The organism is Rickettsia monacensis (assembly GCF_000499665.2).
Taxonomy (GTDB): domain Bacteria; phylum Pseudomonadota; class Alphaproteobacteria; order Rickettsiales; family Rickettsiaceae; genus Rickettsia; species Rickettsia tamurae.
In genome coordinates this window covers 170,281-192,738 of the sequence record NZ_LN794217.1, presented here as the reverse complement: position 1 = coordinate 192,738, position 22,458 = coordinate 170,281, and the positions used below count along the sequence as shown (strand labels likewise).

The following is a 22,458-nucleotide window of genomic DNA, read 5'->3' as shown; positions in this document are numbered from 1 at the left end:
CAAGCTAAAAAGGAGTCTTTAATCAAAGACTCCTTTTTTTGTTTGTGTGCCTTGGTATTGCCTACGTGGATACTGAGGCGTCATGAGCTAAGCGACTGTAAGGTATTATCGCATGATTCAGCTTTTTCGTCATTGCGAGGAAAATTACGAAGTAATTGACTAAGCAATCCAGTAAAAAATTCTGATTTACAGAATTTTTTTAATCATTTTCTAGATTGCCGCGTCGCCTACAGCTCCTCGCAATGACGACTTGGGTATCTACGCAACAACGCCTGCTCGCATTGACGATTGAGTATTCACGCAGGCAATGGTCATAAGATTTGGGGGAACGCATGCAGAATATGATAAGATAAATGTTAAGGAGATTTGAGTATGGAAATAAATATTATAAAAACAGAAAAAGAATATAAAGAAGCATTAAAAGAACTAGATAATTTATTATATGCAAAAGAAAATTCCTCAAAAGCTGAAAAATTAGAAATATTATCAATATTAGTAGAAGATTATGAGAATAAACATTATAAAATAGAAGCACCTGACCCAATTGAAGCAATTAATTTTAGGATAGAACAGCTTGGACTTTCTAGAAAAGATTTAGAAAAGAGCATAGGTTCAAGAAGTAAAGTATCTGAAATTCTTAATAAAAGAAGACCTCTTACTTTATCTATGATTAGAAAATTACATAAAAATTTAAATATTCCGGCGGATATTTTAATTCAAGAAATCCACACGAAGAGAGCATGACTTAATTCTCATACTTTAGGCTTTTGCTTATAAAACGTTACGTTCATTTGATGTATTGCTTCAAAGCCTAAATAAATTTTAATACGTTCTAGAATAATATCTTGATAATAAGGTAATTCTGCTGCCGTAGCATTATCTTCTGCTTGTATAAACAGCGTATTAATCTTTTGTTTTTTATAAGTATAGGTGGTGATTTTTAAAGGTAATGCTTTAGTACTGAAGTTAAACCCGACTATTTTATTCCAGTTAATCATGATTTCAGGCAGCAATGGATGTTGTTTGGCAAATATACGTCTAACTATTTTATCAATATCCTCTTTAATTAGCTTCATTTTAATAAACTTTGCACTGTTAAAGTTATGACGGCTAAAGCAAGCATTATAGATATTACGGGAAAATGTAAAGATGTAACCGATATGATCATTAAAAATATATTACAAACTGCTATAATCGATACTACTTGTTTATGAGACTTACCTTTTTGTACTGCTTTTTGGAAAAAATGCTTTAAATGAGGCTGCCAAATTTTTTCTTTATTGAGTAGCCGAATTAATATGGTTAGTACGGCATCGGTAATGTAATATAAGCTAGCAATAGCACAAGCTATAAATAAATTAGTGCTTGTAAGAGCAAGCAGGAGCAAGCAAAGACCCGTTAAGAATCCAAGGCTAATACTTCCCACATCTCCTAAAAATATTTTTGCCGGATGCCAATTAAATATTAAAAAACCACAAGAACAACCAAGAATAATAACATTTACACTAGATATAAAATACGAGTTATCAATAGTAGGAAATTGTAAAAAACATAATATAAGCATAGTGCTAGATAGATGAATAGATTCTATGCAGCTCATACCGTCTATACCGTCCATAAAATTATATATATTAATAAAGCCGCTTAAAGCTATAACTAAAATAGAATATATTAGTATATGGACGGAATTTACCTGTGAAAAAAGAAAAATAGCAAAAGCTGCACAAATTAAGTGGACTATTAAACGAATTAGAATAGGTACGGCTTTTAAGTCATCTAAAAAAGAAACCGAGGAAATTACCAATAATAAAGGTAGTATTTTTGTTGAATTAATAAGATTATTGCTTGTTATATATTCAAATCCGCTCAAAGCAATCATTACGACAATTACAATAGCAAGACCGCCGCCGCGCGGTGTTATCTTATCATGAGAGCGACGACTACTCGGTACATCAACTAAACCGATTGCAGGAAGATATTTAGTTAATATATATGTTAATATAGCGGTTGCTATAAAAGAAAAAATAAATAGTAGACTTCCTGCATAACTTGCTCCTAAAGGTAATTTGTGCGTCAATCCGGTACTCGCATCCTCACGTACTAAAGTGTACGCTGCGGCGGCAAGCGCTCCCGTGTTTCCTGCAAATTCCTCTTTATTAGCTACGTTATGCAGGAAGTCTAAAGTGCTATAGCTATTTATATTCATAGTAACATATTAGATTTAAAACTATAATATTTGTTATTACTTATAATGACGTGATCATGTACTATAATATTTACGGTTTGGCATGTCTCTACTATCTTATTTATCATATGAATGTCGGCTTTTGAAGGTTCAGGGCTACCGCTTGGATGATTATGCACAAGTATAAGGCTGCTTGCTTCGTTAAATAAAGCTCGTTTAATTATCTCACGTGGATATACCGCAGCTTGGTCTATAGTTCCTTGACTTAAAACCTCATCGGTAAAATATTTTTCTTATTCAAAAATAATATACGAAATTGCTCGAGTCGCATATTGCCCATATTAACTTTTAAATAATCAATCAAAGAACTCCAAGAAGCAATAATATTTTTATTTATTATTTTTTGTTTCAATACTCTATTTATCAACTCACGTATTAGAGCAAAATTAATATATAAATTTTCATTAGTACCTTTAATACTAAGTAGCCTTTCTTTATCAAGATTAATTAAATCCGTAATATCAAAATGGTCAAGTAACTTTTTAGCAAGAGGCTTTACGTCTTTACGAGGGATAGCCGAAAATAACATTACTTCAAGTAATTCGTAATCGGAAAAATGTTCTGCTCCGGCGGTAACGAAGCGTTCTTTTACCCTTTTACGGTGACCTATATAATGAGGCGTACCTATTTCATCATTACCGAATTCTATCAAATTATTTTCTAACATTGTGTGAATCAAATTGAATATGGAGGGTATTTTAATTTTTTCGGTGATAACGTAAATATTTCAAAACCGTCTTTAGTCACGCCTATAGTATGCTCAAATTGAGCCGATAATGATTTATCACGTGTAGTAACCGTCCATCCATCTAGTTTACTTAATATAGTGTCGTAATTACCGGCATTTATCATAGGTTCAACGGTGAAAAACATCCCTTCTTCTAACGTTATACCCGTGCCGCTGCGACCGTAATTTAATATTGACGGTTGGTCATGAAAAACTCTTCCGATACCGTGACCCGTATAATCTCTAACCACAGAATAATTATGTTTCTCGGCATAGCTTTGAATAGCATGTCCGATATCACCGAGTTTAGCACCGGGTCTAACTACTTCAATCCCTTTCATCATTGTATCATAAGTTACTTGAATAAGACGCTTTGGCTTAATTGCTACGTCACCAACATAATACATACGGCTAGTATCACCGTACCAACCGTCTAAAATTACCGTAACATCAATATTTACTATATCACCGTTTTTTAATGGCTTATCGTTTGGAATGCCATGACAAACCACATGATTTATAGAAGTACAAATCGATTTCGGAAAGCCTTTGTAATTTAACGGTGCAGGAATGGCATTATTAGAAGTAATAAAATTATGACAAAGGTCATTTAAACTATTAGTAGTGACGTTCGGCTTTACGTAATCAGTAATAAAATCGAGTGTCTCTGCAGCTAATTTCCCAGCTGCTCGCATCTTTATGAAATCTTTTTCCGTATGGATTTTTATAGTCATGAATTTTGGTTACCTTTCACTCAAGTAAAAAAATGTATTTTTTATAATACAAAATGGTTCTTTTAATGTAAATAATTTATCCTATTATTGAGAAGTGCTGCTATGTTACTTGATTTAGGTTTTGGATATTATATAATTGCTAATATAATTATTATTTAACATAATGGGTGTAGTTAGGTTATTAATTTGCTCTTTCTGTTGTGGCTGCACATTCAAATTCTCATCCATTTCTTAAATTTGGTTCAGAAATCGCAGTACAATCTTTTTTCATGATTTCCGGCTTTTATATGGCTATGATTCAGAGCAATTATACAAGCAAAATAAAATTTTGGAAAAGTAGATATTTAAGGCTTTATCCTACTTATATCTTTTGTATTTTAGCTACTTTCCTCTTGCAGCAAAAATTTTCTTTTTTAAGGCAATTGTATAATCTTCCATTTCCGGCTGGTTTTTTTTAATTTTTACAAACCTAACAATGTTGTTTCAAGATGTAACAATGTTTATTGGAATTAATAATAATACAAGTACATTTTACAAAATACTTTACTGACTCCATGCCTCCTCTTTATCAATTTTTGTTGATACCTCCTGGTTGGTCAATTGGGTTAGAAATTTCTTTTTATTTAATAGCACCTTGGATTCTAAAAAAGAAAAATATCTATATTTTATCCATAATTTGTATATCTTTAATTACTAGAATTATTCTTCAGTTTAACGGATTTATAGGAGATCCTTGGTCTTATAGATTCTTTCCTTCTGAACTTGCAATTTTCTTAATCGGTAGTCAAGCATTTTATATTTATTCTAGTAAAGAAATAAACGAAAAAAAGCCTTGGCTTAGTCAATTACTCTATTTATATATTATATTAATAATTATTACTTTTCCGTTTATCCCAATAGAGCCTCAACTAAAAAATTACTTTTTTATTGTTTATTTGCTCTATCTTTAGGAAAAATATTTGACTTAACCAAAGATAATAAGATAACCCCGATTATGGATAAGAAATACATGGTTTATTAGGTTTAAGTTGGTAAGCAATAAGAGCAGAGAATAGAGAAGTAAAGAAATTAATAGGTGATCGATGTCTGGAAGGAGTAATATTAAAATTCTCTTTTATGTAGCCAAAAATGGTTTCGATAATGAATCTCTTCCTTAAAAGGATTTTATCCAAAAGAGGTAATAAATAGTTTTTCATATCCTTTCTTATTCCGGTAATTTTTATTAAACCTTGCTTATAAAGTTTTGTAAACATTTTTTCTGAAATAAACCCCTTATCATCATAACACTTACCTTTTAGACCTTTTTTGATAACCATTGCTTCAAATGCAATTCTGTCATCAACATTACCTTTGGTAATTTTAACAGCAATAATTTCTCCCTTATCATTGATTATCATATGAAGCTTGAATCCAAAAAACCAATCGACAGAACTACGTCCCATTTTTGCAAGATTATTAAAAGTTCTGTTAGAATTAATTCTGATATTTTTACATACTGCAAAATGTGTGGAATCTGCATAATAAATTCCCGTTCTTTTCCCACTTAAGTAATGTAACATCACAATCAATGGCAGAAATAATGAAGGAATAAGCTGAACAAATCTCTCATAACAAGGTGGATTCCTGAACAAATTACCATTAATAATAAAGTTTTGGTAATAAGCTTTTAAATGTTTATATGCACTAAAATGGTAAAAATCATTATTGAGAGTTCTTCACTTAAGGAAAGCTTACCTTCTCTAAATCTTTGCTTATTACTTTTCAGCAATTGATGTTTTACCCATTTCTCATAAATTTTACAAAATTTATCTACTATACAAAATATTGTAGTATATTTACACATGTTATTAAACCTTTATTTTACTCCTTCAGTGCCCTATTTATATAAGGTTTAATAACTCTTGCAACCTTCCTTCCTCTCTATTCCTTATCCATAATCGGGGTAAGTTATTCCTGCACCTATTATAACAGCTATGGAGGCAACTACAGCTGTGCCAATGCTTATATATGGAGCAACTAAGGAATTATCGTTATCACTCTCATCAAACATATTTTCTTGAGAGTTGTAAGTTGTATTGAAATCAGTATTAGTAAGGTTTGCTACGGTGTTATTAATTAAATTTATTCCCGTTTCAGTCCAACTTTCAGTGTTATTGGAAAAGATTGATTCAGAAATTTTGGCAGTAGAGCTTGTTATTGTGTTATTAATCGTATTAGCTGCTATTTCAGGTAAGTCTTTTGTTATGAGTTCTACTAAGTTTTCTATTGTGCTAGTACCTTGAGTAGTGCCTAGATATCGGGTTAGCTATTAAATCCTTTATTTCTGAAGAAATTCCATTCAAATTATTTCCTTTAAGTACCTCAAATATTTCGCATCCTTTACCCTATAGTAATAGGGTTATTAGTTGCTGCAGTATTAAGTATATACTCAATAGTAGGGTTTAAAATTTTAGTATAATTTTGTGGATCAGAATAATAACGAAAATTTTCTTGACATATTTTCATCAATGCTTCCTCATACACAAAAGTATTATCACCTTGTTTTTTAAATATATAATCTCGTATATCATCTCCATTATCATTAACTGCAGTAATAATAGCCTCGTCTATAGTTAACGCTTTCTTTACTTTGAAAAACCCTCTAAATATTAGGTTCATGATATCGCTATTTAATAATTCAATTCCTTTGCTACACTCCATCGCTGCCATATTGTTTTTAAGACAATTCGATACAATTAAATTTTTTGTAGTAGGATCTTATAATAATTTTCTCCGTTATATCCTATTTGAAGCATATTATATTCTTGGTCTCCAATTGTTGCTCTTGCTGTAGTAATTCTTGCCACAGTGGTTAAAAATGAAGTTAATTGATGTATCTATTTTGCTATTCTTTTGGATTTTTAAAATTGAAGTGAATGATAAGCAGTACTTATTTGATAGTCAAGAAATTATTAACAAAAATTAATAATTAATATATAATCATTGCAATTAGGTGAAATTATATAAATTTCAATATTGCTTGAAGTATATAAAGAAATGTTATAAACTCAAAAAGTTCATAGAAATTTGAGGGTATTATGCAAGTAGTAAAAGCTTTAGAACAAATTTTAGCAGATAGTTATGCTTTATATTTTAAAACACAAAATTATCATTGGAATGTAGAAGGAGCAGAGTTTAGAAGTCTACATTTATTATTTGAGGGGCAGTATGAAGATTTAGCTGAAAGCTTAGATGAGCTTGCTGAAAGAATAAGAAGTTTAGGTGCTAAAGTCCCCGCATTATCAGATTTAATAAAACTTGCATCTGTAGATGAGGCAAATCCAAACGCAACAGCAAATGAAATGCTTAAAAGTCTAACAAAAGATCAAGATATTATTAGAGATACATTATATAAGGGACTCAAAGTAGCACAAGCAGAGGGCGATGAGGGTACAGCCGATATGATTATTGGACGAATTAAAGTGCATGAAAAAAACAGATGGATGCTGAAGAGTAGTATACTCTAGTGTCATTTTCTTCGTCATTGCGAGCAACTGAAAGGAGCGTGGCAATCTCAGGAGATAGTGTATGATTCCTGAGATTGCCGAGTCGATGCTACGCATCTTCTCGCAATGACGTTAATGCTCATAACAAACAAACTAACAAAATAAAAATAAAATGGAACAATACGATGTAGTCGTTATAGGCGGTGGTCCAGGTGGATATGTTGCAGCAATTAGAGCAGCACAATTAAAGAAAAAAGTTATATTAATAGAAAAAGAACATTTAGGAGGGGTGTGCCTTAATTGGGGATGTATACCGACTAAATCCCTGCTTAAATCTGCTGAGGTTTTTGAATATATAAAACATGCTAAAGATTATGGAATTGATGCTAAAGGTGCTGAAATCAACATTAAGAAAATAGTCGAACACTCAAGAGAGATTTCAAATAAGCTTGCAGGCGGTGTTAAGTTACTACTGAAAAAAAACAAAGTTACCGTGGTAGACGGAGTAGCAAGTCTTGCAGGAAATAAGGTAATAAATATAAATGATAAACCTACAGTAAAAGCAGAAAATATTATTATAGCTACCGGAGCAAGATCTAGGGTTTTAAAAGGCTTTGAGCCTGACGGTAAACAAATTTGGACGTCTAAGGAAGCTATGATACCACAGCATGTGCCGAAATCTATTATTATTGTCGGTTCAGGTGCAATAGGTATAGAATTCGCTTCATTTTATAATAGTATCGGTGTGGATGTTACCGTAATTGAGGCACATAATAGAATATTGCCGGCTGAAGATACGGAAATTGCCGGAATCGTTCATAAGAGCTTTGAGAAGAAAGGTATAAAAATTATTACAAATGCTAAGTTAATTAAGCAAACAAAAACAAAAGATACGATAGAAGTTGAGTTAGAGTTAGCAGGTAAAACACAAAAATTACAAGCTGAAATTTTACTTATGGCAGTAGGTATTACAGCTAATACGGAAAATTTAGGTCTTGAGAAAACAAAAATTAAAGTAGAAAACGGCTATATAACTACTAACGGGTTAATGCAAACTACGGAATCAGGAATTTATGCTATAGGCGATGTAGCAGGAGTGCCTTGTTTAGCTCATAAAGCAAGCCATGAAGGTATTATTGCAGCGGAAAGCATAGCGGGCTTAAAACCGCATGCTATTAATAAACATAATATTCCCGGTTGCACTTATTCTTCGCCGCAAATAGCAAGCGTCGGTTTGACTGAAGAAGCAGCAAAAACCTTAGGTTATGAGCTTAAAATAGGCAGATTTCCTTTTATAGCTAACGGTAAGGCTTTAGTAAGCGGTGATAGTGATGGCTTAATTAAAACTATATTTGATGCTAAGACGGGTGAGTTGCTCGGAGCTCATATGATAGGTTCGGAAGTTACGGAATTAATACAAGGATATGTGGTTTCAAAAAATTTAGAAGGAACGGAGTTGGATTTAATTAACACTATCTTCCCGCATCCGACTTTATCGGAAATGATGCATGAATCAGTACTCGCCGCTTATGATAGAGCAATACATATTTAAATATAATTAAAAAAATGAACAAAGGTAATTTAATCGAGAATTATGCAGTAGCATTATTTAATAACGCTATGATTGATAATATACAAGATAAGATCTTTGAAGAAATTACTTCTATAAACCTTATAATTACTGATAATTTTGATATTAGAGAGTTCCTATTTTCTCCTATAGTAAATAAGAACGACAAAATTAACGCAGTCAATTCGTTAGCAAAAAATATCAAAATTAGCACAATAGTACAAAATTTTTTATTGTTATTGGTAAAAAATTCTCGTACTGCTATTTTATCTAATATAGTAGATGCTTATAGTACTTTACTATATGAAAGTAAAAATATAAAGATAGTTCAGGTTATTTCTGCAAATAAGTTACAACCTAAAGAGCAGGAGTGGATTAAATCTCGTATAGAAAAAGAATTAAATCAAAAAACAGAAATATTATTTGATATAGATAGTACTATTATTGGCGGTATTGTAATTAAATATGATAGTATGTTGCAAGATTACTCAATAAAAGGTAGTTTAGAGAAAATAACGAAAGCTTTAAAGAAAGTTAATATTGCTGCATAGATATTTATATAGTCATTGCGAGGAAATTACGAAGTAATTGACGAAGCAATCTCAGGATATTTTATGAGATTGCCACGCAGCCTACGGCTGCTCGCAATGACGACTTAGTATCCACATGGGTAATGCTCGTTCGCAATGACAAGAAAATTAGGAGACGTAAACCACATGAAACTAAAGCCTATTGAAGTAGCTGAAATATTACAAAAGGAAATAGCTAATATTAATTGCTTAAGTGAGTTTGAGGAAATAGGGCAGGTAATAACCGTCGGTGACGGTATAGCCAAAATTTACGGTCTTGCTAATGTAAAATCTGGTGAAGTGGTAGAATTTAAATCCGGTGTTAAGGGGCTTGTTTTAAATTTGGAGAATGATAGCGTCGGTGCTGTAATTATGGGGGATGATAACCAAGTACAGCAAGGCGATAATGTCAAAAGAACTAAAGAAGTTTTAGAAGTACCGGTAGGAAAAGTTTTGCTTGGTCGTGTTGTTGATGCTCTAGGTAATCCTATTGACGGCAAAGGCGATATTGCAAGTAAAGAGTACAGACATATCGAGATGAAGGCTCCGGGAATAATAGAAAGAACGAGCGTAAGCGAACCCGTACAAACCGGAATAAAGGCTATAGATTCGTTAATCCCAATAGGTAGAGGGCAAAGAGAGTTAATAATCGGTGATAGGCAAACCGGAAAAACAGCTATAGCCGTCGATACTATTATCAATCAAAAACAAGCCCATTCACTTACTAATGAAAGTGATAAAATTTATTGTATTTATGTAGCTATTGGGCAGAAAAGATCAAGTGTTGCACAGATAGTAAAGAAATTAGAAGATGCCGGAGCCATGGACTATACAATCGTTGTTTCGGCTACTGCATCAGAAGCTGCGGCTCTTCAATTCATTGCCCCTTATTCTGCCTGTAGCATGGGTGAATATTTTCGTGATAACGGCATGCACGCACTTATTATTTATGATGATTTAAGTAAGCATGCCGTTGCATATAGACAAATCTCATTATTACTTAGAAGACCTCCCGGGCGAGAAGCGTATCCCGGTGACGTGTTCTACCTGCATTCAAGATTGCTTGAGAGAGCTGCTAAAATGTCAGAGGAAAAAGGCAGCGGTTCACTTACTGCTCTTCCTATAATTGAGACGCAAGCAGGTGACGTATCCGCATATATCCCAACAAATGTTATTTCAATTACCGACGGTCAAATTTTCTTAGAAAGCGAGCTATTTTATAAAGGCGTAAGACCTGCCGTTAATGTCGGCATTTCGGTAAGCCGTGTTGGTTCTGCGGCACAAATAAAGGCTATGAAGCAGGTAGCAGGTTCGGTAAAGCTAGAACTTGCTCAATTTAGAGAGCTTGAGTCTTTCTTGCAATTTGGATCAGATCTAGACCCTGCCACTAAAGCACAAATCGATCACGGTAAAAGATTAGTTGAGATATTAAAACAAGCTCAATATCATCCTTTTCCGGTAGAAGAACAAATAGTAAGTATTTATGTCGGGACTAAGAAATATTTAAATGATGTACCGCTTCAGAAAGTAAAAGAATTTGAAGATAAAATGCTTACGGAGATAAGGTTAAATAAAAAAGATATTTTGGAATCAATAAAAAACGAGCAACGTATAACCGAAGAAACCGAGCAAAAACTAAAAGCATTTTTAGAAAATTTCGTAAAAGCCTACTGTGTCATGCCGTGACTTGATCACGGCATCCAGTAAAATAAGTTAAAAATACTGGACCCCGTGGTCAAGCCACGGGGTGACAATGGAAAAACCAAAAAACTATTATGTTAAATTTAAAGCAGTTAAGAACTAGAATTAAAAGCGTTAAATCTACACAAAAGATTACTAAAGCAATGCAACTAGTATCAGCTTCTAAAATGGCAAAAATAAAAAGTCAAATAGCCAATTCAAATTTTTATATTGAGGCTATTAGTAAAATGATGTCTGCTATATTATCAATTGATATGTATGAGTTATCTATAGAAGAGCAGAAATTTTTTAATACCGTGCCGAATAAAGCAAATTTATTGATAGTTATGACATCACAGCGTGGTTTATGCGGAACGTTTAATTACAGTATAATTAAACAAGTTAAGAATGATATTAAAGAGTTAGAAAATAAAGGCGAACAAATAAAACTTATCATTATTGGAAAAAAAGGTTACGAAGCACTAAAAAGGCACTATGTAAATTATATTGATAGTTATTTTGAGTTACCCAAAATTCATGATGAAAATCTGATGCTACAAGTAAAACAAAAAATTATGTCGGCAGTAGAAAATCTAGAAGTTAGTAATTGTGTTATATATTTTAATAAATTTAAGAACGCAATGACTCAAATTATGACTAAGCAGCAGGTTTTACCGGTAGAAAAATATCAAGATGATTCTGCAGTAGAAAATGATCATTATGAATATGAGGGGGAGAATCTAATTTCTAATCTAATTAATTTATATGTGAATTCCCAAATAAATTATGCTTTACTACAAAGTAGAGCAAGTGAGGAGGGAGCTAGAATGACCGCTATGGAAAATGCAACAAATAATGCTAATGATTTAATAAGCAAGTTAGTTTTAAAGTTGAATAGATCAAGACAGGCTATTATTACTACGGAGTTGATAGAGATTATAGCTGGTTCTGAGGCGGTTTAGGTATAAGGCTGTGTCATCTCCCGTGGGCTTGACCACGGGATCCATTAAAAAGTAAAGAGAAGCCTGGATCCCGCAATCAAGCCACGGGATGACAAATTATAACAAAAGAAAAAATTATGACAAAAAATATCGGTAAAATTACTCAGATTATTTCAGCGGTGGTGGATGTAAAATTTACGAATAACGGTGAGTTACCGGAAATTTTAAATGCTCTAGAGTGCTATAACGATAAACAAAGGATAGTACTGGAAGTAGCACAACATATAGGCGATGATACGGTGCGTTGTATTGCTATGGATTCTACTGAAGGATTAGTGCGGGGCGTAGAAGTAATAGATACAGACAGTCCTATTCGTATTCCTGTAGGTACTGATACGCTTGGGCGTATTATGAATGTTGTAGGTGAGCCAATTGACGGTAAAGGAGACATTAAAAGCTCAAATATTTCTTCTATATATAAGCCTGCTCCTGATTTTACCAATCAGTCAACCGAGCGTAATATATTAGTAACCGGTATTAAAGTTGTTGATTTACTTGCTCCTTATACTAAAGGCGGTAAAATAGGACTATTCGGTGGTGCAGGAGTAGGTAAAACCGTGTTAATTATGGAGCTTATTAATAACGTAGCTAAGGCCCACGGCGGTTATACGGTATTTGCAGGAGTCGGTGAGAGAACTAGAGAAGGTAATGATCTTTACCATGAAATGATTAACTCGGGTATTATTAACCTTGAAGAGCCTGAAAAGTCAAAAGTAGTTTTAGTTTACGGGCAAATGAACGAGCCGCCTGGAGCAAGAGCAAGAGTTGCGTTAAGCGGCCTGACCATTGCAGAAAGTTTTAGAGATATGAATGAGGGGCAAGATGTTTTATTCTTTGTAGATAATATTTTCCGTTTTACTCAAGCAGGTTCTGAAGTATCGGCGTTGCTTGGTAGAATTCCGTCAGCGGTAGGGTATCAGCCTACTCTTGCTACTGATATGGGAGAGCTACAGGAGCGTATCACCTCTACTAAGCACGGCTCAATAACTTCCGTGCAAGCTATATATGTACCGGCAGATGATTTAACCGATCCTGCTCCTGCTACTTCTTTCGCACATTTAGATGCTACAACAGTACTTAGCCGTCAGATAGCCGAGCTTGGAATTTATCCGGCAGTTGACCCGTTAGATAGTAATTCTCAGGTACTTGATCCGATGATTGTTGGTGAAGAACATTATAGTGTAGCAAGACAAGTGCAGCAAGTTTTACAAACTTATAAATCGTTGCAGGATATCATCGCTATTTTAGGTATGGATGAGCTATCCGAAGAAGATAAACTAACCGTATTGCGTGCTAGAAAAATACAGCGTTTCTTATCGCAGCCTTTCCATGTCGCCGAAGTATTTACCGGAGCTGAAGGCAAATTTGTGAACTTAGCTGATACTATCGCAGGCTTTAAAGGACTTGTAGAGGGTAAATACGATGATTTACCGGAAGCTGCTTTTTATATGGTCGGAACTATGGACGAGGCTATTGAGAAAGCAAAGACGTTGAAGATGTAGACATTGTCACCCCGTGGCTTGACCACGGGATCCAGTGAAAGTAGCAATATAGCAAGTCGTTTTTCTGGACCCCGTGGTCAAGCCACGGGGTGACATTAAGGATAAACCAAAATATGAACGAAACAATTCTAGTCAAAATAATTACTCCTTTAAGTATTGCATTTGAAAAGCAAGCTAAAATGGTAACAATGCCGGGTGAGGAGGGTATGTTTGGAGTGCTGCCGGGTCACGCTCCGATGATTGTTAATTTAAAAGCCAGTTTAGTGCAGGTTTATATAGATGATATGCATAAATCTGAAAACACTTATCTTATTTCCGGCGGTGTAACCGAAGTAACGGCAAATTATATTAATATAGCTACGGAAACGGCTATTAACGTTACGAATTTAAGTGAAGCAGAAATAGCAACTAAGCTTCTAGAACTTCAAAAACCTTTATCAGATCAACATTAATTTGTTTGAAAAATCTACGTTTTGGGATAAGGTTATTTTGATGTCATTGCGAGGAGAATTACATAGTAATTCGACGAAGCAATCTCAGAATATTTGACGAGATTGCCACGCAGCCTACGGATGCTCGCAATGACGATGTTCATTCCACATAATCAAGTGAGAAACAAATGTCAAAAGTGCATAATTCAGAATATCTTAAAGAATTATCAGTCGATAATACTTCATACAAAATTTACGATATAAATAAAGCGGCAAGCGATATCGAACTTCCCTTAAAAAAGCTTCCATATAGTTTAAGAGTATTATTTGAGAATGTATTACGTTCTAATGGTTCAAAGCAAAACTTACTTGTATTTAAAGAATGGCTAAAAACTAAAAAATCTAATGCGGAAATAGATTTTATGCCGGCAAGAGTTTTGATGCAGGATTTTACTGGTGTGCCTGCTATTGTGGACTTGGCTGCTATGCGTGATGCGATGAAGAAAATAGGAGGCGATCCGTTAAAAATTAATCCGCTTATTCCTGTTGATTTGGTAATAGACCATTCCGTAAGCGTTGATTCTTACGCAGCTAAGGATTCATTCGATAAAAATGTTCAAATGGAAATGAAACGTAATATAGAGCGTTATGCATTTCTTAAATGGGGGCAGCAAGCATTTAATAATTTTAAAGTAGTGCCGCCAGGTACGGGTATTTGCCATCAAGTAAATTTAGAATATTTAGCAAAAGTCGTGTGGCATAAGGACGGGCTTGCTTATCCTGATAGTTTAGTTGGAACGGATAGCCATACAACTATGGTAAACGGATTATCGGTGCTTGGTTGGGGAGTCGGCGGAATAGAGGCGGAAGCTGCAATGCTTGGACAATCTCTTACTATGATTCTACCGGAAGTAATCGGTGTAAAACTAACAGGAAAATTAATAGGTATAGCTACCGCAACCGATTTAGTTTTAACCGTTACTGAAATGCTACGTAAAAAGAGAGTAGTAGGTAAATTTGTTGAGTTTTTCGGTGAGGGGCTAAAAAATCTAACGATTGCCGATCGTGCTACCATTTCTAATATGTCGCCTGAATACGGTGCTACTTGCGGCTTTTTCCCGATTGATCAAGAAACTATAAAATATCTAGAGCTAACAGGTAGAGAAAAAACGCAAATCAAATTAGTAGAGAAATACGCAACCGAGCAGAATCTTTGGTATGATTTTGAGCATGAGGCAGAATATACTGAGGTTTTAGAGCTAGATTTATCCACGGTACATAGTTCACTTGCCGGTCCAAAACGTCCGCAAGATCGAGTAAACTTAAACGATGTAGCAAGTAATTTTAAACATGAATTATCGAATTTTGCTTTAGAAAATAAAGACATTGATAAAAAATATGCCGTAGCAAATCAGAATTACGAAATCGGTAACGGCGATGTGGTAATTGCAGCAATTACTAGCTGTACTAATACTTCTAATCCTTCGGTTATGATTGGTGCAGCACTTCTTGCTAAAAAAGCACTAGAATACGGGTTAAAGGTAAAGCCTTGGGTTAAAACTTCTCTTGCTCCTGGTTCAAAAGTCGTAACGGAATATTTGAATCTTAGAGGTCTTGATAAATATTTAGATGAATTAGGGTTTAATCTAGTAGGTTACGGCTGCACTACTTGCATCGGTAATTCCGGACCTCTAAATCCGGAAATAGAGGAAACTATTAACAAAAACGGGCTAGTTGTTGCTTCTGTTTTATCTGGTAATAGGAATTTTGAAGGGCGAATTAATCCACTTACTAAAGCAAGCTATCTCGGCTCGCCTATTTTAGTCGTAGCATATGCACTTAGTGGCACTCTTAATATAGATCTAACAAATATGCCTATAGGAGAAAATATTTATTTAAAAGATATTTGGCCAAGCAAAGAAGAGATAGATGAAGTTATTGCAACTTCAATTAATTCCTCTATGTTTATAGAAAAATATTCTGATATATTTAGCGGAACAAAAGAGTGGAAAGATTTACAGGTTACTACTAGCTCTAATTATAATTGGGATAAGAATAGTACCTATATTAATAATCCACCTTATTTTGAGGATATAGGCAGCGAGAATAGTATAAAAGATATAAAATCTGCAAAAATTCTAGCAATTTTCGGCGATTCTATTACTACCGATCATATTTCGCCGGCAGGTAGTATTAGTAAAACCAGCCCTGCTGCTAAATATTTAACGGACCATCATATAGAGCCTCTAGATTTCAACTCTTACGGATCACGTAGAGGAAATCATAAAGTGATGATGCGTGGCACATTTGCTAATATCCGTATAAAAAATAAGATGTGTAAAGGTGTAGAAGGCGGTTTTACTATAAATCAATTAAGTGGCACGCAGCAAACTATCTACGATGCAGCTATGGATTACAAAGCTCATGATGTACCGGTAGTGATTTTTGCAGGTAAAGAATATGGTAGCGGCTCATCTAGAGACTGGGCAGCAAAAGGACCTGAGTTGCTTGGTGTAAAGGCAGTGATTGCCGAGAGCTTTGAACGAATACATCGCTCAAATTTAGTAGGTATGGGTATTTTACCGCTAACTTTTACCGGCAATAATACAAGATTAGATTTAAAGTTAGACGGTTCAGAAACTATTGACATTATAGGCTTAAGCGAGAATATAAGACCTTATAATCCTGTTAAATGCGTGATAAAAAAACAAACCGGTGAAATAAGAACAATCGATTTAATATTGCAAATATTTACGGATAATGAGATAAATTATATAAATCACGGCAGTATTATGCATTTTGTGGTAGAGAGTTTGAAGGGGTAGTTTGCTGGTATCGTCATTGCGGAGAAATTGCGTAGCAATTGACGAAGCAATCTCGGGAGTTTGTTTTATTTCATGAGATTGCTACGCAGTCTACGACTGCTCGCAATGACGACTCAGATATCCATGCAACAACGCCACACGGGAACGACATAAAGAGGTAAAAATATGGACAAGCATCTTAAAGAATATACCGAGAGTGGTAAGAAAAATTTAATAGTGGTATATATATTATATCTATGCGGGATAGTAGCACCGATATTACCGTTAATTGGAATATTTTTTGTATATCTCAATAAAGATAAAGGTGATAACTTTGCTACTAGTCATTACGTGTTTTTATTTCGTACTTTTTGTCTTGGAGTTCTTGGGTGGATTGTATGTTTCATATTTACGTTTATCATTATTGGAGTAGTATTGTATTTTGCACTCGCTGTTTGGTATATACTTCGTGTTGCTATCGGTTTTAAATATATGATAGAGGATCAAGCTTATCCGAACCCTATGACTTATTGGATAAAATAAAAGATGATAAAACTTACTATAGACGGTTCTGAAATAGAAGTATCAGAAGGCAGCACCGTTTATCAAGCCTGTACACAAGCAGGTAAAGAAATTCCTCATTTTTGTTATCATGAGCGTCTAAAAATCGCCGGTAATTGCCGTATGTGCTTGGTTGAAATGGAAAAATCACCAAAGCCTATAGCTTCTTGTGCAATGCCTGCCGGTAACGGTATGGTTATTCATACCGATACGCCTATGGTAAAAAAAGCACGTGAAGGGGTGATGGAGTTTTTACTTATTAACCATCCTCTAGATTGCCCTATTTGTGACCAAGGTGGGGAGTGCGACCTGCAAGATCAGGCTTTTAGATACGGCAAAGGTACTAATAGATTTCATGAAAATAAGAGATCTATTAAAGATAAATATATGGGGCCGCTGATTAAAACAGCAATGACTAGATGTATACAATGCACTAGATGCATTAGATTTGCGAGTGACATAGCGGGAATAGAAGAAATGGGAGCTATTCATCGAGGCGAGCATATGGAGGTAACTTCATATTTAGAGCAAACTTTAGACTCTGAAATTTCCGGTAATATGATAGATATTTGTCCGGTCGGTGCTTTAAATTCCAAACCTTATGCTTTTAAAGCCCGTAAATGGGAACTAAAACATACCGCTAGTATTGGAGTGCATGATGCTGAAGGCTCTAATATTTGCATTGATAGCAGAGGCGATGAGGTAATGAGAATATTACCTCGTGTTAATGAAGAAATAAATGAGGAGTGGCTTTCGGATAAAAATCGCTTTAGTTATGACGGTTTGAAATATCAGCGTTTAGATCGCCCTTATATCAGAAAAAACGGTAAGTTAGTAGAAGTTAGCTGGAGTGAAGCTTTAAAAATTATAGCGGATAAAATTAAATCCGTAAAACCTGAGAAAATTGCCGCTATTGCCGGCTCTCTTGCTTCTGTCGAAGCAATGTTTATGCTAAAAGCATTACTGCAAAAGCTTGGCTCTAATAACTATAGTGTTAATCAGTTTAACTATAAAATAGATACAAGCGAGCGAGGAAACTATTTATTTAATACAACTATTGCCGGCGTAGAAAAAGCTGATTTATGTTTACTAATCGGAGCGAATCCAAGACAAATAGCACCTATATTAAATAGCAGAATAGGCATGCGAGTACGTGCCGACTCATTAAAAATAGCAAAAATAGGCGAAGGACATAATCAAACTTATAGAATTCAGGATTTAGGAAGCAACCCTAAAATAATTGAGGAGTTAGCTAGCGGTAAACATGAATTTGCAAAAGCCTTTAAAGCAGCAAAATATCCGATGATTATACTAGGTGACGGCGTATATGCAAGAGATGACGGATATGCTATATTGTCGCTTATTTATAAGATAGTGGCTGAATATAATATTATGCGTGATGATTGGAAAGGTTTTAATATATTGCATAATCACGCTTCTATAGTTGGCGGTCTTGATATCGGTTTTAATACTCCTATTAAGCTCGAAGAGTTGGAACTTGCTTACCTGCTTGGAGCTGATGAAGTCCCGTTTGATAAGCTGAAATCGGCTTTTATAATATATCAAGGACATCACGGGGATTCAGGTGCTGCGAGTGCTGACGTAATTTTACCTGCGGCTGCTTATACTGAGCAGAGCGGAATTTATGTTAATTTAGAAGGAAGACCGCAAATAGCAGAAAAAGCAGTATCGCCTGTAGGAATAGCTAAAGAAGATATAGAAATTATTAAAGAGTTTGCCAGTTCTCTAAAAATAGATATCGGAATGGATAATTTGCAAGAAGTAAGAGCCAAGCTTGCTAAAGAATATAAGATATTTGCTAGTATTGATAAAATTACAGAGAATAAATTTACTAAATTTAGCTCTAAAGATAAGTTATCAAAAGAGCCTATAACTGCGGAACCTATTAATTATTATATGACAGACATAATTAGTAAAAACTCAGTCACTATGGCTAAGTGTGTTGAGGCTAAGGAAGCAAGAGACGAGGAGGCAGCATGACAATAATGTCATACCGTGGCTTGACCACGGTATCCAGCAAAAATGTTGATATAGCGTGTATTGTACTACTGGATACCGTGGTCAAGCCACGGTATGACACCGAGGTACTCTCATGACAGAACTCTTTTTTGAATATATTTTTCCGTTAATTATCATCGCTCTAAAGGTAGTTGCAATCACTATCCCTTTAATATTGTGCGTTGCGTATTTAACATATGCAGAGCGTCGTGTTATTGGATTAATGCAGCTCCGACGAGGACCTAACGTTGTCGGTCCGTTTGGATTACTTCAGCCTATTGCCGATGCGGTTAAGCTCTTATTCAAAGAGCCGATCATTCCAACCAATTCCGATAAAATATTATTTATTTTAGCACCGATGATAACTTTTATATTAAGTTTAATCGGCTGGGCAGTTATACCTTTTGCAAAGGGCGTAGTTCTTGCAGATATTAATGTCGGTGTTTTATATATCCTTGCTATATCTTCATTAAGTGTTTACGGCATTATTATTGCCGGTTGGGCTAGTAACTCAAAATATGCATTCCTTGGTGCTATACGCTCATCTGCTCAAATGATTTCTTATGAAGTGTCGATGGGGCTGGTTATTATTACCGTGCTACTTACTACCGGTACTCTCAATTTAAGTGGGATCATTGAAGCACAAAGAACAATGCAGTGGTGGATTGATTTAATGCTACTACCTATGGGCGTCGTGTTTTTTATCTCAGTGCTTGCTGAAACAAATAGATTACCTTTTGATTTACCTGAAGCAGAATCGGAGCTAGTCGCCGGCTATAATGTTGAATATTCCTCTATGGGATTTGCTTTATTTTTCCTAGGGGAATATGCTAATATGATATTAGTTAGTGCAATGACTACGACTTTCTTTTTAGGAGGTTACTTGCCGCCCTTTAATATATCGTGGTTAGATTGTATTCCGGGGTTCTTTTGGTTTGTATTTAAGGTCGGATTCTTATTGTTCTGCTTTTTATGGATTAGAGCGACCTTACCAAGATATCGTTATGATCAATTAATGCGACTTGGCTGGAAAGTATTTTTACCTCTAACTTTATTTTGGGTGGTGTTAGTGTCAAGCGTGCTTATGTATACCGATAATTTACCGAGTATTTAGAGGGGGAGAGTATCATTGCTCTCTATTGTCATCCCGTGGCTTGACCACGGGATCCAGAAAAAATATACGAATTAAAAGCACTATAAATTGTTTTACTAGATCCCGTGGTTAAGCCACGGGATGACAGGTATTTTTTTAATATTATGATAAACTATTTAAAATCGTTTTTTCTATATGAGATAGTACGAGGGATGGCTTTGACTTTAAAGTATTTCTTTAAGCCCAAAGTTACCATAAATTATCCTTATGAAAAAAGTCCTGTTAGCCCTAGATTTAAGGGTGAGCATGCACTGCGTCGCTATGAAAACGGCGAAGAGCGTTGTATTGCTTGTAAGCTCTGTGAGGCGATTTGCCCGGCACAAGCGATAGTGATTGAAGCGGACGAACGAGATGACGGCAGTAGACGTACTACTCGTTATGATATCGATATGACAAAATGTATTTATTGCGGGTTGTGTCAAGAAGCTTGTCCTGTAGATGCGATAGTTGAAGGACCTAATTTTGAGTTTGCAAGTCTAACTCATACCGCACTTATTTACGATAAAGAAAGATTACTGCAAAACGGCGACAAATGGGAGCAGGCACTTGCTAGTAAACTACACAAAGATTACGAGTATCGGTAATATACTCGTTTAATTACTTTTCATTTATTCGGAATATATACGTATTATGCTATTGTGATTCTGTTAATAGGTTCATTTCAAAAAAGTTAAATTAAAAAAATATATCATGAAAATTCGAACCTTGCATTCGAGATTTCATAAACCTTTGTAATTTAATTATTGCTTTTCTTTTTTTGACTTTTATTCTCTTAATTGTAAATAATTATAAAAACTAAAAAATTTAAAAAATTATGTTTATAAAACAGATTTATAGTATGGTAGTTTGTTTTGTTACTACTATAGTTTTATTGATAACGCTCTCTATTATATTTAATGCATTCATTACATTATTTCTGCCGGAATATACTAATAAAGAGGAACTTATAGTACTAATGAGCAATATTTAAAGCTAAAATCATATGATAAGGATTTATATGAACAATTAAAGGGTTGCCTCCAAAAGAGCTAGAAGAAAAGAGAATTAGTTATAAGAATGATAGAAGTTACTAAAGCACGTGCTGTAAGTACAAGTTCAATTTGGATTATAGTTAGCCTTATATTTTTTATTGTACATTGGAAGATTTATAAAAATACGCAAAACAATAATACTTAATCAAGTTGTAATGTCTGTGCAGATTTTATAGAGCTTTCTAGATGAGAGGATAGAAGAACAATACCACCGCTATTTGCTTTCATAACAATTAAATTATTTAGTAAATCCCTATTTTCTTTGCTTAAATTAGTTTCAACTTCATCAAGTAGCCATAAGTCAGATTGGCAAGCAATAAGCCTTGCTACAGCTACGATTTTCTGCATCCCGCTAGACAGACTATAGCATTTTTCATCTAATAAATCGTGTAATTTGAAGTAATGAATAGCAGCGTATAGGGTTTCAGCGGAATTATAAATTTCCGACCAAAATTTTAGATTCTCAAAAACAGTCATTTCGAGTTTTAGACCTAAATTATGACCGATATAAGTACAATAGGGTTTAGCGATATTGTTAATATTACAGTTTCTATAGTAGATATTACCGCTACTAGGTTGCATAATTCCCGCTATCATTCGTAGCAGTGAGCTTTTACCGCAACCGTTAGCTCCTTTTATATAGGTGATAGAAGAAGGAAGAAAAGTAATATTTAGATCAAATAAATTTCTTTGTGCCAAGTTAAATTGTAATTGATGAAGTGATAGCATGCCCTTGTCATACCGTGGTCCCGCCACGGTATCCATAAAAGCAATTTAAAATACTAATAATTTTACTAGATACCGTGGCGGGACCACGGTATGATATCTGTTGCTTTTCAATAAATTTAATTTTCATGATGCTCTTCTGGTGTGGTCCCAGTTAATTCTGTATTATCTTGTTGATTATTATGACCAATTCCAAGTGTGTCACGAGCACCTCTTAAAG

At 34.5% G+C, this 22,458-nt stretch carries 21 protein-coding genes and 3 pseudogenes; 16 read left to right on the top strand and 8 right to left on the bottom strand.

Annotated elements, in window-relative coordinates:
• Nucleotides 1–372 precede the first annotated feature (372 nt).
• Complete coding sequence (locus RMONA_RS00925; protein WP_023507230.1) at nucleotides 373–744, top strand: helix-turn-helix domain-containing protein; 372 nt, start codon at nucleotides 373–375, stop codon at nucleotides 742–744.
• A gap of 8 nt (nucleotides 745–752) precedes the next feature.
• Here the strand turns inward: RMONA_RS00925 and RMONA_RS00920 are convergent, their stop codons facing one another.
• The 5 genes and pseudogenes from RMONA_RS00920 to map form a co-directional block, all read right to left on the bottom strand.
• Complete coding sequence (locus tag RMONA_RS00920; protein WP_023507229.1) at nucleotides 753–1,076, bottom strand: DUF721 domain-containing protein; 324 nt, start codon at nucleotides 1,074–1,076, stop codon at nucleotides 753–755.
• Nucleotides 1,073–2,206: a palindromic element RPE1 domain-containing protein gene (locus tag RMONA_RS00915; protein ID WP_023507228.1), complete on the bottom strand. Its 1,134-nt coding sequence runs from the start codon at nucleotides 2,204–2,206 to the stop codon at nucleotides 1,073–1,075. The genes RMONA_RS00920 and RMONA_RS00915 overlap by 4 nt, the downstream gene beginning before the upstream one ends.
• Nucleotides 2,193–2,597 (bottom strand): annotated as a pseudogene (locus RMONA_RS07735) (JAB domain-containing protein). The gene RMONA_RS00915 and the pseudogene RMONA_RS07735 overlap by 14 nt, the downstream one beginning before the upstream one ends.
• 6 nt (nucleotides 2,598–2,603) lie before the next feature.
• Nucleotides 2,604–2,912: pseudogene (locus tag RMONA_RS07730) on the bottom strand (UPF0758 domain-containing protein); the annotation flags it as partial.
• A gap of 8 nt (nucleotides 2,913–2,920) precedes the next feature.
• The gene (map, locus tag RMONA_RS00905; RefSeq protein WP_008581103.1) at nucleotides 2,921–3,706 is read right to left on the bottom strand and encodes a type I methionyl aminopeptidase; all 786 of its coding nucleotides are present in this window, start codon (nucleotides 3,704–3,706) and stop codon (nucleotides 2,921–2,923) included.
• 200 nt (nucleotides 3,707–3,906) lie between these two features.
• On the opposite strand from map, the gene RMONA_RS11345 reads away from it, so the two are divergent.
• Both RMONA_RS11345 and RMONA_RS09970 read left to right on the top strand, forming a co-directional pair.
• On the top strand, nucleotides 3,907–4,164 hold the full coding sequence (locus tag RMONA_RS11345) for an acyltransferase family protein (RefSeq protein WP_410526353.1): 258 nt from the start codon (nucleotides 3,907–3,909) through the stop codon (nucleotides 4,162–4,164).
• Nucleotides 4,165–4,260: 96 nt separating this feature from the next.
• Entirely contained in the window at nucleotides 4,261–4,656 is a 396-nt protein-coding gene (locus RMONA_RS09970; protein ID WP_023507226.1) for a hypothetical protein, read from the top strand.
• 42 nt (nucleotides 4,657–4,698) lie between these two features.
• Here the strand turns inward: RMONA_RS09970 and RMONA_RS00895 are convergent.
• Nucleotides 4,699–5,388, bottom strand: a pseudogene (locus RMONA_RS00895) (IS982 family transposase); the annotation flags it as partial.
• A gap of 697 nt (nucleotides 5,389–6,085) precedes the next feature.
• Nucleotides 6,086–6,415 (bottom strand): hypothetical protein, encoded by a 330-nt coding sequence (locus RMONA_RS09965; protein ID WP_023507224.1) that lies wholly within the window; start codon nucleotides 6,413–6,415, stop codon nucleotides 6,086–6,088.
• A gap of 368 nt (nucleotides 6,416–6,783) precedes the next feature.
• On the opposite strand from RMONA_RS09965, the gene RMONA_RS00885 reads away from it, so the two are divergent.
• From RMONA_RS00885 to RMONA_RS09020, 13 genes are all read left to right on the top strand, one after another.
• A complete protein-coding gene (locus RMONA_RS00885) occupies nucleotides 6,784–7,212 on the top strand; it encodes a Dps family protein (protein WP_023507223.1) in 429 nt (142 codons plus the stop codon).
• A gap of 151 nt (nucleotides 7,213–7,363) precedes the next feature.
• Nucleotides 7,364–8,743, top strand: a complete 1,380-nt coding sequence (gene lpdA / locus RMONA_RS00880; protein WP_023507222.1) for a dihydrolipoyl dehydrogenase — start codon at nucleotides 7,364–7,366, stop codon at nucleotides 8,741–8,743.
• Between the two features lie 14 nt (nucleotides 8,744–8,757).
• Nucleotides 8,758–9,312, top strand: coding sequence for an ATP synthase F1 subunit delta (gene atpH, locus RMONA_RS00875; protein WP_023507221.1), 555 nt, complete (start codon nucleotides 8,758–8,760; stop codon nucleotides 9,310–9,312).
• A gap of 165 nt (nucleotides 9,313–9,477) precedes the next feature.
• Entirely contained in the window at nucleotides 9,478–11,016 is a 1,539-nt protein-coding gene (gene atpA / locus RMONA_RS00870; RefSeq protein ID WP_023507220.1) for a F0F1 ATP synthase subunit alpha, read from the top strand.
• Between the two features lie 89 nt (nucleotides 11,017–11,105).
• Nucleotides 11,106–11,972, top strand: a complete 867-nt coding sequence (atpG, locus tag RMONA_RS00865) for an ATP synthase F1 subunit gamma (RefSeq protein WP_023507219.1) — start codon at nucleotides 11,106–11,108, stop codon at nucleotides 11,970–11,972.
• Nucleotides 11,973–12,088: 116 nt separating this feature from the next.
• The gene (gene atpD / locus RMONA_RS00860) at nucleotides 12,089–13,513 is read left to right on the top strand and encodes a F0F1 ATP synthase subunit beta (RefSeq protein WP_023507218.1); all 1,425 of its coding nucleotides are present in this window, start codon (nucleotides 12,089–12,091) and stop codon (nucleotides 13,511–13,513) included.
• 113 nt (nucleotides 13,514–13,626) lie between these two features.
• A complete protein-coding gene (locus RMONA_RS00855) occupies nucleotides 13,627–13,965 on the top strand; it encodes a F0F1 ATP synthase subunit epsilon (RefSeq protein ID WP_023507217.1) in 339 nt (112 codons plus the stop codon).
• Nucleotides 13,966–14,132: 167 nt separating this feature from the next.
• Nucleotides 14,133–16,769: an aconitate hydratase AcnA gene (gene acnA, locus RMONA_RS00850; protein ID WP_023507216.1), complete on the top strand. Its 2,637-nt coding sequence runs from the start codon at nucleotides 14,133–14,135 to the stop codon at nucleotides 16,767–16,769.
• A gap of 165 nt (nucleotides 16,770–16,934) precedes the next feature.
• A complete protein-coding gene (locus RMONA_RS00845) occupies nucleotides 16,935–17,291 on the top strand; it encodes a DUF4870 family protein (RefSeq protein WP_023507215.1) in 357 nt (118 codons plus the stop codon).
• 3 nt (nucleotides 17,292–17,294) lie between these two features.
• The gene (gene nuoG, locus RMONA_RS00840; protein ID WP_023507214.1) at nucleotides 17,295–19,310 is read left to right on the top strand and encodes an NADH-quinone oxidoreductase subunit NuoG; all 2,016 of its coding nucleotides are present in this window, start codon (nucleotides 17,295–17,297) and stop codon (nucleotides 19,308–19,310) included.
• 112 nt (nucleotides 19,311–19,422) lie between these two features.
• Complete coding sequence (nuoH, locus tag RMONA_RS00835; RefSeq protein WP_008579380.1) at nucleotides 19,423–20,442, top strand: NADH-quinone oxidoreductase subunit NuoH; 1,020 nt, start codon at nucleotides 19,423–19,425, stop codon at nucleotides 20,440–20,442.
• Between the two features lie 143 nt (nucleotides 20,443–20,585).
• Nucleotides 20,586–21,065 carry an NADH-quinone oxidoreductase subunit NuoI gene (gene nuoI, locus RMONA_RS00830; RefSeq protein ID WP_023507212.1) on the top strand — a complete coding sequence of 160 codons (480 nt, stop codon included), beginning with the start codon at nucleotides 20,586–20,588 and terminating at the stop codon, nucleotides 21,063–21,065.
• A gap of 230 nt (nucleotides 21,066–21,295) precedes the next feature.
• Nucleotides 21,296–21,451, top strand: coding sequence for a hypothetical protein (locus tag RMONA_RS09020; protein WP_023507211.1), 156 nt, complete (start codon nucleotides 21,296–21,298; stop codon nucleotides 21,449–21,451).
• 202 nt (nucleotides 21,452–21,653) lie between these two features.
• Here RMONA_RS09020 and ccmA read toward each other — a convergent pair whose 3' ends face one another.
• Nucleotides 21,654–22,241 carry a heme ABC exporter ATP-binding protein CcmA gene (gene ccmA, locus RMONA_RS00825; RefSeq protein ID WP_032139087.1) on the bottom strand — a complete coding sequence of 196 codons (588 nt, stop codon included), beginning with the start codon at nucleotides 22,239–22,241 and terminating at the stop codon, nucleotides 21,654–21,656.
• Nucleotides 22,242–22,458 lie beyond the last annotated feature (217 nt).